The organism is Mesorhizobium sp. 10J20-29, assembly GCF_054130485.1.
Window position 1 is genome coordinate 942,653 of the sequence record NZ_CP199156.1, and the last position, 12,534, is coordinate 955,186.

At 65.0% G+C, this 12,534-nt stretch carries 11 protein-coding genes; 5 read left to right on the forward strand and 6 right to left on the reverse strand.

From position 1 onward, the window contains the following. Nucleotides 1–91: 91 nt before the first annotated feature. Entirely contained in the window at nucleotides 92–754 is a 663-nt protein-coding gene (locus ACT2BZ_RS04635) for a YggS family pyridoxal phosphate-dependent enzyme (protein WP_457939652.1), read from the forward strand. A 59-nt stretch (nucleotides 755–813) separates the two neighbouring features. Here ACT2BZ_RS04635 and ACT2BZ_RS04640 read toward each other — a convergent pair whose 3' ends face one another. Together ACT2BZ_RS04640 and ACT2BZ_RS04645 are read right to left on the reverse strand one after the other, a co-directional pair. Beyond that, nucleotides 814–1,899 carry a DUF2235 domain-containing protein gene (locus tag ACT2BZ_RS04640; RefSeq protein ID WP_457939654.1) on the reverse strand — a complete coding sequence of 362 codons (1,086 nt, stop codon included), beginning with the start codon at nucleotides 1,897–1,899 and terminating at the stop codon, nucleotides 814–816. 158 nt (nucleotides 1,900–2,057) lie between these two features. After that, nucleotides 2,058–2,330 (reverse strand): usg protein, encoded by a 273-nt coding sequence (locus tag ACT2BZ_RS04645; protein ID WP_457939656.1) that lies wholly within the window; start codon nucleotides 2,328–2,330, stop codon nucleotides 2,058–2,060. A gap of 301 nt (nucleotides 2,331–2,631) precedes the next feature. On the opposite strand from ACT2BZ_RS04645, the gene acs reads away from it, so the two are divergent. After that, the gene (gene acs, locus ACT2BZ_RS04650; protein ID WP_457939658.1) at nucleotides 2,632–4,587 is read left to right on the forward strand and encodes an acetate--CoA ligase; all 1,956 of its coding nucleotides are present in this window, start codon (nucleotides 2,632–2,634) and stop codon (nucleotides 4,585–4,587) included. A gap of 321 nt (nucleotides 4,588–4,908) precedes the next feature. On the opposite strand, the gene ACT2BZ_RS04655 is transcribed toward acs, so the two are convergent. The 4 genes from ACT2BZ_RS04655 to ACT2BZ_RS04670 all read right to left on the reverse strand — a co-directional run bounded on the left by ACT2BZ_RS04655 (nucleotide 4,909) and on the right by ACT2BZ_RS04670 (nucleotide 8,195). Further along, the gene (locus tag ACT2BZ_RS04655; RefSeq protein WP_457939659.1) at nucleotides 4,909–6,240 is read right to left on the reverse strand and encodes a pilus assembly protein; all 1,332 of its coding nucleotides are present in this window, start codon (nucleotides 6,238–6,240) and stop codon (nucleotides 4,909–4,911) included. Between the two features lie 268 nt (nucleotides 6,241–6,508). Beyond that, nucleotides 6,509–6,958 carry a thermonuclease family protein gene (locus ACT2BZ_RS04660; protein ID WP_457939661.1) on the reverse strand — a complete coding sequence of 150 codons (450 nt, stop codon included), beginning with the start codon at nucleotides 6,956–6,958 and terminating at the stop codon, nucleotides 6,509–6,511. Between the two features lie 48 nt (nucleotides 6,959–7,006). Next, the gene (locus ACT2BZ_RS04665) at nucleotides 7,007–7,876 is read right to left on the reverse strand and encodes a transglutaminase-like domain-containing protein (protein ID WP_457939662.1); all 870 of its coding nucleotides are present in this window, start codon (nucleotides 7,874–7,876) and stop codon (nucleotides 7,007–7,009) included. A gap of 103 nt (nucleotides 7,877–7,979) precedes the next feature. Then, entirely contained in the window at nucleotides 7,980–8,195 is a 216-nt protein-coding gene (locus ACT2BZ_RS04670; protein ID WP_457939663.1) for a DUF1674 domain-containing protein, read from the reverse strand. 111 nt (nucleotides 8,196–8,306) lie between these two features. On the opposite strand from ACT2BZ_RS04670, the gene htpX reads away from it, so the two are divergent. The 3 genes from htpX to ACT2BZ_RS04685 all read left to right on the forward strand — a co-directional run bounded on the left by htpX (nucleotide 8,307) and on the right by ACT2BZ_RS04685 (nucleotide 12,526). Continuing rightward, the gene (gene htpX, locus ACT2BZ_RS04675) at nucleotides 8,307–9,296 is read left to right on the forward strand and encodes a zinc metalloprotease HtpX (RefSeq protein WP_457939664.1); all 990 of its coding nucleotides are present in this window, start codon (nucleotides 8,307–8,309) and stop codon (nucleotides 9,294–9,296) included. After that, a complete protein-coding gene (locus tag ACT2BZ_RS04680) occupies nucleotides 9,293–10,684 on the forward strand; it encodes an RsmB/NOP family class I SAM-dependent RNA methyltransferase (protein WP_457939666.1) in 1,392 nt (463 codons plus the stop codon). Before htpX ends, ACT2BZ_RS04680 begins: the two co-directional genes overlap by 4 nt. 123 nt (nucleotides 10,685–10,807) lie before the next feature. Further along, the gene (locus tag ACT2BZ_RS04685) at nucleotides 10,808–12,526 is read left to right on the forward strand and encodes a heparinase II/III family protein (RefSeq protein ID WP_457941223.1); all 1,719 of its coding nucleotides are present in this window, start codon (nucleotides 10,808–10,810) and stop codon (nucleotides 12,524–12,526) included. Nucleotides 12,527–12,534 lie beyond the last annotated feature (8 nt).

Here is a 12,534-nt window from a genome sequence, read left to right on the forward strand (position 1 = left end):
CCTGAAAATATCGGGCGGACCTTCACCATGGATTGCGGGAAGCGTCAACTCCGCGCTTGCGGGCAGTCAGCATATCGGTTCCGGAACAGGCATGAACAAGTCAGTCGAACAACTCCAGACCGTCCGTGAGACGATCGCTGCAGCCGCCGCCGAGGCGAAGCGCAATGAGACCTCGGTCACGCTCGTCGCCGTTTCCAAGACCTTCGAGGCGGCCGACATCCGTCCCGTCATCGAGGCCGGCCAGCGCGTCTTCGGCGAGAACCGCGTCCAGGAGGCCCAGGGAAAGTGGCCGGCGCTGAAGCAGGAATTTCCCAGTATCGAGCTGCATCTTATCGGCCCGCTGCAGTCCAACAAGGCGAAGGAGGCGGTGGCGCTCTTCGACTGTATCGAGACCGTCGACCGCGAGAAGATCGCCGCCGAGCTGGCCAAGGAAACGGTCAAGCAGGGCAAGGCGATGAGGTTCTACGTACAGGTCAATACCGGTGCGGAACCGCAGAAGGCCGGCATCGCGCCGCAGGAGACCGTCGCCTTCGTCGAGCGCTGCCGCGCGGTGCACGGCCTCGCCGTCGAGGGCCTGATGTGCATCCCGCCGGTAGACGAGAACCCCGGCCCGCATTTCGCGCTGCTTGCAAAACTGGCGGCCGAAGCGGGCCTCGCAAATCTCTCCATGGGCATGTCGGGCGACTACGCGCTCGCCGTCGCCTTCGGCGCCACCAGCGTGCGCGTCGGCTCCGCCATCTTCGGCAGCCGCTGACGGCGCGAGCCCGACGATCGCCTATCCCGCCGGCCGTCTGAGGGGAACCGCCCCTCGCATCAGAAGAACCGGCTGACCCGCGGATGGCTGCGCAGCAGGCGCGGCCTGTAGGACGGGCGGTACTGGTCGAACCTGTCTTCGATCCCTCCGCACAGCGCGTCCCTGTCGACTGCCTCTCCGCGCACCTTGCGCGCGGCAGGCAGCCACAGCGTGCCGAAGCCGCTGCGTTCGTCATGCGCCTGGCCAAGCACATTGTCGCGCTTGCTGACGGTGAGCGGGATGTGCAGCCTGGCGACGTTGCGCAATCGGTCGAGCATCCAGTCGAGTGTCAGGTCGGCCAGCCGCCAGTCGTCCTCGTAGCCGCCGCCGATGTCGGAGTGGACACCGGGAAACCATACCTGCTCGATCACCTGCCCGTCGGCGCTGGCATCCTCCCACAGTTCGGGCAGGAAGGCCTTTCGGTTCTCGTCGATCGACAGGGCGTGCAGTCCGACCGGCACGCGCCCCGACAATTCGTTGTCGTGGAACTCGTGTTTCCATGGATTGACCAGATTGGCGACACCCGGCAGCCCGAGCGACTTGACCGTATCGAAGACGCCGATCACGTCGGGCATCGCCGGTTGAGCCTGGTACTTCTGCGCAAATCTGCTGCCAGCCGTCTTCCGTTCACTCTCATTCTTGATCTTGTAGGCCGCCACGGCCTCTTCGGCGATGGCCCGCCGCCGCTTGGCACCCGCGCCGTCATTGTCCTTGGATATCGGCGAACCCTTGTCCATGGTCGCGATACCGCAGGTTCCCAGCACCCCGCCGACGCAACGGACCGTGTAGGCCCCGCGGCTGAAACCGAACAGCCCGATCCTCTTGCCGCGCGCCCACTTGAGCATCAGCGCCTCGTAGCAATCGGCAATATTGGCGGAGATGCCCCAGCCGGTCGCCTTGGACCACAGGTTTCGCGCGCTGCGTGTCCAGTTGTTGCTGCCCTCGTCGGGCGCCCCGAGCCCGGGATCGTAGAAGGCGTCGAGATAGATCTTGCCCTCGGAAGCGGCAAACATCTGGAAGATGTTGGTGTTGCGGACCGAAGCGTCCTCGCGCACCCCGCGCTGTCCTGTTCCATCCGAGAATATCAGGCACCAGTAATCCGGCATGGCCGCCTCCCGCCAGCCGTCCGCGATGCCATAAGAACAGGCCCCGCACTTGATGCGGGCTCCCTTGCCGCTTCAGTATCGCCGACGGCAGTCACAAGTTGCGCGCAACAGGAAACTGCAGGCCAAAGAAACGTCGGCTGAATACTGCGGCGCTTTGTTCAGTGTAGCAGGAATTCGCCGTCCACGTTACGCCATTCATTGGGCGCGATCAGCTTCTGGTGCGTGTATTGTATCGAATGCAGTGGGCCCTCGAGCTTCGACTTCCAGAAGTCGAGGAACTTGATCAGCACCGGAAACTTCGGGGCGATGTCGTAGTCCTGCCAGACGTAGGTCTGCAGCAGATGCGGATGGTCGGGCAGGTGATAGAGAATCTGGGCCGTCGTCAGCCCATAGCCCTTGAGCATCAGTTCCATTTCAGGGTGTTTGCGCATGGCCGTCCTTCCAGGCGTTGAGTCGAACTCCTAACTGCAAATTGTGCGCGCCGTTCCTTAACCGTCTATTGAATTTTGCGTGATTGAACCCGCTTTTCCTTCACGGAATCAAATGGTTGGCAGCACTCACCGGCGAGTGCTATCGTTCGGAGGGACTTTGCGCTGCGTCAACCCGCCGCGCAGTCCAAGGTCTAATGTTGCTGTCTTGGCGCAACTGTTAATAATGGGACCCAGTTCGCGGGCGGAGCGTGGCGCCGCATCCGGCGCCAGCCGCGAAAATCATTCGGGAGGGAAGACCAGCATGTCCGAGACAAAGGTGCATCGCGTTCAGCCGGCTTGGAAGAAGGACGCGCTGATCGACAGCGATACCTATCTCAAGTGGTACAAGGAAAGCGTCGCGAATCCTGACAAGTTCTGGGGCAAGCACGGCAAGCGCATCGACTGGTTCAAGCCCTACACCAAGGTCAAGAACACCAGCTTCAAGGGCAAGGTGTCTATCAAGTGGTACGAGGACGGCCAGACCAACGTCTCCTACAACTGCATCGACCGTCACCTGAAGAAGCGCGGCAACCAGACCGCCATCATCTGGGAGGGTGACAACCCCTACGACGACAAGAAGATCACCTATAACGAGCTCTACGAGCACGTCTGCCGCCTTGCCAACGTGATGAAGAAGCACGGCGTCAAGAAGGGCGACCGCGTCACCATCTACATGCCGATGATCCCGGAGGCGGCCTACGCGATGCTGGCCTGCGCCCGCATCGGCGCCATCCATTCCATCGTCTTCGGCGGCTTCTCGCCGGACGCGCTCGCCGGCCGCATCGTTGACTGCGAATCGACCTTCGTCATCACGGCCGACGAGGGCCTGCGCGGCGGCAAGCACATCCCGCTCAAGGAAAACACTGACAAGGCGATCGACATCGCCGCCCATAATTTCGTCCGCGTCAAGAACGTGCTGGTGGTGCGCCGCACCGGCGGCAAGGTCGGCTGGGCCAACGGCCGCGACCTCTGGTACCACGACGAAGTCGCCTCGGTTAAGCCCGACTGCAAGCCTGAGAAGATGAAGGCCGAGGATCCGCTCTTCATCCTCTACACCTCCGGTTCGACCGGCAAGCCGAAGGGCGTGCTGCACACCACCGCGGGCTATCTCGTCTATGCCTCGATGACGCACCAGTATGTCTTCGACTACCATGACGGCGACGTTTACTGGTGCACCGCCGATGTCGGCTGGGTCACCGGCCACAGCTACATCGTCTACGGACCGCTCGCCAACGGCGCCACCACGCTGATGTTCGAGGGCGTGCCCAACTACCCGTCCATGGCGCGCTTCTGGGAGGTCATCGACAAGCACAAGGTCAACATCTTCTACACCGCGCCGACCGCCCTGCGCGCCCTGATGGGCGCCGGCGACGAGCATGTGAAGAAGACCTCGCGCAAGAGCCTGCGCGTCCTGGGGTCCGTCGGCGAGCCGATCAACCCGGAGGCCTGGGAGTGGTATTTCAAGGTCGTCGGCAACGGCAAGGTGCCGATCGTCGACACCTGGTGGCAGACCGAGACGGGCGGCATCCTGATCACCCCGCTGCCCGGCGCGACCGACCTCAAGCCCGGCTCGGCGACGCGTCCCTTCTTCGGCGTCCAGCCGCAGCTCGTCGACAATGAGGGCGTGGTTCTCGAGGGCGCCGCCGACGGCAACCTCTGCATCACCGATTCCTGGCCGGGCCAGATGCGCACCGTCTATGGCGACCACGAGCGCTTCGTGCAGACCTACTTCTCTACCTACAAGGGCAAGTATTTCACCGGCGACGGCTGTCGCCGCGACAAGGACGGCTATTACTGGATCACCGGCCGCGTCGACGACGTCCTCAACGTCTCCGGCCATCGCATGGGAACGGCAGAGGTCGAGTCCGCGCTGGTCAGCCACCCCAAGGTCTCGGAAGCCGCCGTCGTCGGCTACCCGCACGACATCAAGGGCCAGGGCATCTATTGCTACGTCACGCTGATGGCCGGCGAGGAAGGCAGCGACGCGCTGCGCAAGGAACTCGTCCAGCACGTGCGCAAGGAGATCGGCGCCATCGCCTCGCCCGACAAGCTGCAGTTCGCACCGGGCCTGCCCAAGACCCGTTCGGGCAAGATCATGCGCCGCATCCTGAGAAAGATCGCCGAGGACGATTTCGGCGCGCTCGGCGACACCTCGACGCTCGCCGATCCGGCCGTCGTCGACGATCTCGTCGCCAACCGGCAGAACAAGAAGGGTTAGCATAAAGCCTTGCGGTCGCGCAGGCGGGGCCTGCGTGACACGCGCTTGGGATAGTGGCTTTTTGGCACTTGCAGATTGGAGCGAAACGCCCCAACTTTGCTTCGTGTTCAACAACTGAAAGGAGGTGATCCGATGTCGAGTGATTTCGTTTTCCAGAACGTGGCCTCAGCGGATCGCACTTTCGGGGAGCAGTCTTCCCGTTAGGGCGCGAAAAGCGCGGCCGGTGACCTGAGGGTCACGGCCAGAGGCCGCGCCACGGACGGAAACACGGAAGGCCGCCGGCTTCGCGAGAAGCGGCGGCCTTTTCCTTTGCGGCCCGGCCTACTTGGTGATGGCGAGGCGCTCGATGTTGTGGGCGATCTCGAGGAAGGCCTGGTTGAGTTCGTCCCCCGTCGATGCCTCGTAATAGTGGCGGATCGACGAGGTATCCGTGTTGGCGCAGTTCTTCATCACGCCCTTGGCGCCTGCTTCCTTCAACTGGAATCCTACCGAGAAGATCTCGATGCCATCCTTGCGCATGGCATCGCAGAGCCTCTCCGCATTGCTGCGCGACAGCGACGCCTGGTTGGTCGGGTTGCCCTTGATCGGCACGCCCGCATAGGCGGTGTTGAATTCGCCGTCGGTCATCAGGATCGCGTATTTTGCGACCTTCTTCTTGTCATAGGCCAGCGGCTGCGCGTCCTTGGGCAGCACGTCCTTCCATGAATTCGACAGCATGTACCAGGTCCACTGGATGCCGATGTGGCCTCCCGTATATCCGTTGGCGCTGAACGAGCTGACCGTGCTCTTCAGTGCGCCGATGTCGGCCGACAGCGGCTGCAGAACGGCGTTGGGGCAGAAATCCAGCCGGTAGTCGCGATTGACCTTGGCGACATCGGGACCGGCATTGGTGAACTGCTGCGTGCCCTTGCGCTCGGTCGCGCACTTGTCCGGCGCCTTCAAGAGAGACGCCGCCACCGCGATGGGGTCGTAGAGTGCCGGCGGCTCCACATCGATTGCCGTATAGGCCTTCTCGGCGAACACCACGTTGCTCAGTGCCCCGGTGTTGACAGCGTTGGCATAGGGAACGATGGCCACGCGCACGCGCGGCTTGGTCTTGTCCTGGCCGGCGAGGAAAGCATCGAGCGCGTTGTTGGCGGCGCTCTTGAGGTCCTTGATCTTCTTCCCGCCCATCGAACCGGTCACGTCCAGCATCATCGCGACCTCGATCTTCTTGTCCGAATAGACCGCGGCCGAGGCATTGCTGACCCGCCGCGTGTCCGACAGGCCGAACAGCGGGAAATAGAGGTCGACATCCACATAGGCCGTCGCCTCGACCGTGCTGTTGGTCTTGTCGATGATGAGCTTGTCGAGCACCAGCCGGTCTCCGGCGATCATGTCGCCGTCGGTGTTCACCGAAAGGAACAGCTCGACGCGGTCGCGCGCGTCCTTGGCCTCGATCTTGCCCGTCGTGATGTCGCGCGCCGTCGAGGTCACGGCGGCGTCCAGCGCCTGGCCGAGATTGGACCGCACATTGTGCAACTGCGCGATGTTTATCGCAAAGCCCGCCGACATGGTCAGCACGGCCATGATCGCCGCGCTCATGACGGCGAAGCTGCCCTTCTCGTTACCGATGAATGTTCTTGCCTGCCCGATTACCGAGGAAATCCGCATTTTCCTGCCTCCTGCATGCCGGTCGTGAGACCTGATGCCTGGGGCACTGCACGAAATCGGCCAGCCGGGAGACTGCGTCCCCGGTCGGCGGGGTGCGATTTCTAAGCCATTGATTTCATTGGCCTGGCGGTGGAAACAAGGTTAACCACCGGTAAATGCCCGATGTCTGGCGGACAATTCGCAACCCTTTGTTAACCATGATTGGTAAGGTCCGGGCATTGCCGCCGCGGGCGTCCCGTCCTGGCACGGCCACCTGTCTCGCTGCGGGTCATCCACACCAGCCGTCCCTGCGCCCTCCGGCATAGGCGCGCACCAGCCGGCGTTCCATCATCGCCGGGCCGACATCCAGCCCCTCGGCATTGGCCACGTCGGCCAGCACGCGGCCATAATACTTTGCGCCGGCAATGTTGGAGATCGCCACCGGCCGGCCACCGAGCAGGGTGGCGAGTTCGTCGCGCGCCCGCTTCGCCGCAATCCGCTCATCGTCGCAGCGCGCCTTCATCTCCGGCGCGTCGATGCCCCGGATGCGAATGTTCACGCGCAAGGTCTGTCCGGGCCACACTGACGCATCGGCCACGAAGGTATCGCCGTCGAGCACGCGCACGACAATTGCCTCGACCGGACCGCGGAACGGCTTGCCGGCAGCTGCCGGCAGGCAGCCCAGCGCCAGCGCGAGAACGGGCCCGAAAGGCCGAGTGATGAGACGGATCGATTCCACGCAAAGGAATTTATTCCTCTTTGTAGGATCGCGCAATGCCGATCTGCGTCAGGCCAGCATGTGCGCGCCGATTGTGCGGTCGATGCCGCGATAGGGCGGCTTGGCCGGATGGCTCTCCTGCTCGTAGGTCCACACCTTGAACAGGTCGAGCCGATGCGGCCCGAAGCTGTGCAGCAGCGGCACGTCGGTCGCGTCGCGTCCGCGCGCCACCACCACGCGGCCCATGCGGGGCACGTTGTGACGGGCGTCGAACGTGTACCACTTGCCGTCGAGATAGGCCTCGAACCAGGCCGAGAAATCCATCGGCGCCGGATCCTCCGGCACGCCGATGTCGCCGAGATAGCCGTTCACGTAGCGGGCCGGAACATTGAGGCAGCGGCAGAGCGTGATGGCGAGATGCGCGAAGTCGCGGCATACGCCGACCTGCTCGTCATGCGCCTGCGCGGCGGTGCGTGTCGAGCGCGCATAGCCGTAGCCGAAGGACAGCCGGTCGTGCACATAGTCGGTCACGGCCTGCACCCGCGCCCAGCCCGGCGACACCGAGCCGAAGAGGTTCCATGCAAGCCCTGACAGGTGGTCCGTCTCGCAATAGCGGCTGCCGAGCAGGTACCCCAGCGCGTCGGGCGGCAGGTCCTCCACGGGCACTTCCTTGGCAAGCGTGTTGACCTCATCAGGCAGCCCGGAATCCTCGATCACCGCGTCGTAAAGGATGCGGAAACTGCCGGGCGGCGCGGTAAAGCGCCGGCACGTATTGCCGTAGCGGTCCTCATAGGTCGTGCTGGGAACCGTGGGCGAAGTTAGCACGCGTGTCTGTCGCTGGATGTCCGGCTGTCGGTCCTTGTGAATCTCGAGCAGCGAGATGATCGGGGTTTTCTGCTGGCAATCGATGGCTATCTCGTAGCCGAGCCGGATAAGCATTGGGCGGTCCTCGGGGCGTTACGCAAATCGGAAGTATTGTTCCGAAAACGCGCCCGGTGACCTCGGGTTCCGGCTAGTCCGGCAGTAATCGCCTTGGCGCCGTTCAGAAGTCCGTCGCCAATCCCTTGACCTCCCAGTCGCCGTAGCGCACCGGCTCCTTGCCCTTGCGGCCTCCGACTTCCGCGGGCATCGCGGACTCGCTCGCAGCATAGGCCTTGCGGCGTTCGGCCGCTTCGGCGAGCGCCCGGCGCGCCGCATCCGGCAGGTTTTCCGCCACCGCGTCTTTGCTCCCGGGATTGTCCTGCCTGGCCTCGCTCATGTCTTCTCCGTCGTCCGCCCGCGCGCATTGAAACCGGGCCGGGCATTTCCCATCATATAGTGGGCGCGCCGCTTCGGCCAATGACTTCGGGACGCGCCAACGGAGGTGTCTGTGAACCTGATCCGCACTGCAATGCTCCTCGCCTTCATGACGGCGCTGTTCATGGCGGTCGGCTACCTGATCGGTGGCAGCAGCGGCATGATGATCGCCTTCGTGCTCGCGGCGGGCATGAATTTCTTCAGCTACTGGAACGCCGACAAGATGGTGCTGAAAATGCACCACGCCGTCGAGGTCGACGAGCGCAATGCCCCGGAATACTACGCCATCGTGCGCGATCTGGCTGCCCGCGCCGGGCTCCCCATGCCGAAGACCTATCTGATCCAGAACCCGCAGCCCAACGCCTTTGCCACCGGCCGCAATCCCCAGAACGCCGCCGTCGCCGCCACGACCGGCCTGCTCGAGCGTCTGTCCCACGAGGAGGTCGCCGCGGTCATGGCGCACGAGCTTGCCCATGTGCAGAACCGCGACACGCTGACCATGACGATCACCGCCACGCTGGCCGGCGCGATCTCCATGCTCGGCAATTTCGCCTTCTTCTTCGGCGGCAACCGCGACAACAACAACGGCTTCGGCATCGTCGGCGTCCTGGTCGCGATGATCGTCGCGCCGCTCGCCGCCGCCATGGTGCAGATGGCGATCAGCCGTACGCGCGAATACTCGGCCGACAGGCGCGGCGCCGAAATCTGCGGCAACCCGCTCTGGCTGGCCTCGGCGCTTGACAAGATCGCGCGCAACGCCCAACGCATCCACAACCCCGACGCGGAGCACAATCCGGCCACCGCGCACATGTTCATCATCAACCCCCTGTCAGGCGAACGCATGGACAATCTGTTCTCCACGCACCCGAACACCGAGAACCGCATCGCCGCCCTGCAGGCGATGGCCGCCGAAGGTGTCCGCGCCGCCGAGCGTCCTGCCGCGCGCGCGCCGAGCGGCCCGTGGGGACCTTCCGAAGCGCCCGACGCTCCGGCCGAGCCCGGGGCGCCGAAGCCCAATCCCTGGGGCCGTAACCCGACCGGACCGCGGGGCCGCCGCTCGTGAGCGCCGGCGAGCCGGGCGTCCACAAATCGCGAGTCGCAAAGGCCTCTCCCCGCTACGCCGATGACAGTTCCAGCCCGGGACTGGCGGCGCGCAAGGCGGCGGCCAAACTGCTCGCCGTCGTCATCGACGCGGCAACCCCGCTCGACGGCCTGACCGACAACGACAACGGCCATCCGCAATACCGCGCGCTCGACATGCGCGACCGCAGCCTCGTGCGCGCCATCCTCACCACGGCGCTGCGCTTCCGGGTCACCATCGGCAATCTCCTCGCCCGCCGCCTCGAAAGGCCCCTGCCGCCCAACGCGACCGCGCTCGGCCACGTGCTGCATGTCGCTGCCGCGCAGATCCTGTTCCTCGACATTCCAGACAGCGCCGCGGTCGATCTCGCCGTCACCCACGCCAAGGCCGACCCGCGCACGGCGCGCTTTTCGGGTCTCGTCAACGGCGTGCTGCGCTCGCTCGTGCGCGCCAAGGACGCCGAACTCGGCCCGATGCTCGAGGCGACACTCGACGCGCCGGCGTGGTTCGCCGATCGCCTCGTGGCGGCCTATGGCGACGAACGCGCCCGCCGCATCATGGCCGCGCATCGCGTTGAGGCGCCTGTCGACTTCACCGTCAAGTCCGACCCTGCCCAGTGGGCAGAGCGCCTCGGCGGCATCGTCCTGCCGACCGGCACGGTGCGCGTCGAACAGCTCGCCGGCAACGTCGTCGACCTGCCGGGCTTCGCGGAGGGTGAATGGTGGGTGCAGGACGCCGCCGCCAGCCTGCCGGCGCGGCTGTTCGGCGACATTGCCGGAAAGCGCGTCGCCGACCTTTGCGCCGCTCCCGGCGGCAAGACGGCGCAGCTTGTGCTCGCCGGCGCCGAGGTGACGGCGATCGACGTCTCCAAGAACCGCCTGGTACGGCTTGGCCGCAACCTCGAGCGCCTCGGGCTGGAGGCAAAGCTTGCCCAGGCCGATGTGCAGACCTTCGAGCCGGACGTGCTCTTCGACGCCGTGCTGCTCGACGCGCCCTGTTCCTCCACCGGCACGGTCAGGCGGCATCCGGATGTCCCATGGACGAAATCCCCCGCCGACGTGGACAAGCTCGCGGCATTGCAGGCGGACATGCTTGCCGCGGCCGTAAAGCTGGTGCGGCCGGGCGGGCGCATCGTCTTCTCCAACTGCTCGCTGGATCCGCTCGAAGGCGAGAATCTCCTTTCCGCCTTCCTCGCCACGGCGAAGGGCGTCGTGATCGACCCTATCGGACCTGGCGAGTTTGCCGGACTGGACGCCTTCCTGACCGACGCCGGGACGCTGCGGACGACGCCTGCGGATCTCGATCTCGGTAGCCCTGCCATCTCCGGCCTGGACGGGTTCTTCGCGGCGCGATTGTTAACAATCGACTAAAATCCTGTTCGCACACTTCACGCAAAATTCACTCTCGTATAAAGTCCTGAATCATTTAAGCTATTCGCGAACGCTTTGGGGAGCGCGGGTAGCGCGGCGATTTCGGGAGAGTTTTCTTTGGCAATGGCGACGGGCAACACGACGCGTCTCTGGACGCTCGTCGCACGCGAGATGTGGCGAAAGACCCGTCGCAGGCTGCGTTCTGGCCCGGTCTACCGCTGGCGCTATTCTGGCCGCACGCCCGAACGCGTCCTGATCGCACCGCCGGATTTGAGGCTGGCGGATTCGCAGATCGCACTGGAAATCTACTACGGCCGCTTCCCGCTTTCGGGCCATCTCGTCGAGACCGGCGGCGAGTCCCCCTTCCGCATAGAGGTGCCCAATCGCGGCTGGCAAAAGACGCTGCACGGCTTCCGCTGGCTGCGCCACATGCGCGCCGCCGGTACGGACCTCGCGGCAGCCAATGCGCGCGCTCTGGTGTCGGACTGGATCGCCATCCATGGCGGCAGCATCACGGGCGTCGCCTGGGAGCCGGCCACCACCGCCAAGCGCATAATCGCCTGGCTCCAGCATTCCTCGGTCGTGCTGCAGGGTGCTGAGTTTCCCTTCTACCGCGCCTTCCTCAAGTCGCTCGCCGTGCAGATCCGCTACTTGCGCTCCGTCGCGCGGGAAATGCCCGACGGCAAGGATCGCCTGCGCGCGCGCATCGCGCTTGCCTTCTCGGCCCTGTCGCTGCCCGCGCCGGCGTCGGCGCTGCGCAACGCCACGCGCAACCTCGCCGCAGAACTCGAACGCCAGATCCTGCCGGACGGCGGTCACATCTCGCGCAATCCGCTCGACGTCATGGAGTTGCTCGCCGATCTCCTGCCGCTGCGCTACACCTACGCCAACCAGGCCGAGACGCCGCCGCCTGCCCTGATCCACGCTGTCGACCGCATGCTGCCGGCCCTGCGCTTCTTCCGCCACCAGGACGGCAGCCTTGCCCGCTTCAACGGCATGGGTGCGACGATCCACGATCGCATCGCCGCCATCCTGCGCCACGACGACACCGAAGGCGCGCCCCTGCTTCACGCCCCGCACTCGGGCTATGAGCGCCTGGCGCTGGGCGACACGACCGTCATCGCCGACACCGGCGCGCCGCCGCCGATCGACGTGTCCAACGCCGCCCACGCCGGCTGCCTGTCTTTCGAGATGTCGTCCGGCCGCCAGCACTTCGTCGTCAATTGCGGCGTCGACACCTATGGCGCCTCCGAGTTCCGCCCGCTGGCGCGCGCAACGGCCGCGCATTCAACCGCAACCCTCAACGATACTTCGTCGGCGCGCTTCAACCACTCCATCCGGGTCAACGATCTTGCCAGCCCGCCGCTCATCGGCGGTCCGCGCAACGTACCATGCCGGCGCACCGACCAGCCGGGCATGCACGGTTTCATAGCCAGCCACGACGGCTATGTCGCGCAGTTCGGCCTCTATCACGAGCGCGAACTGTCGCTGTCGGAGGAAGGCAGCGTGCTGGCCGGTCTGGACCGCTTCCTGCGCGCCGGCGGTGCCCCGGCACGCAACAATGGCCGCGATTTCGTCGCCGTGCGCTTCCACATGCACCCCGACGTCGAACTCTTCCACGACGAGGAAGACCGCCTGGTGCTGACCGCTCCGCATTCCGACCGCTGGGTCATGTCCTGTGCCGAGGTCACGCCCTATGTCGAGGAGTCGATCTATTTCGCTGGCCTCGGCGGACCGCGCCGCAGCCGCCAGATCGTGCTGTCCTTCAAGGCCTCCGAAATCCAGGAAGTGCACTGGCAGTTCACGCGGACTTACCGCGAGAGTATCGCCGGAAAGCAGTGATCCACCGC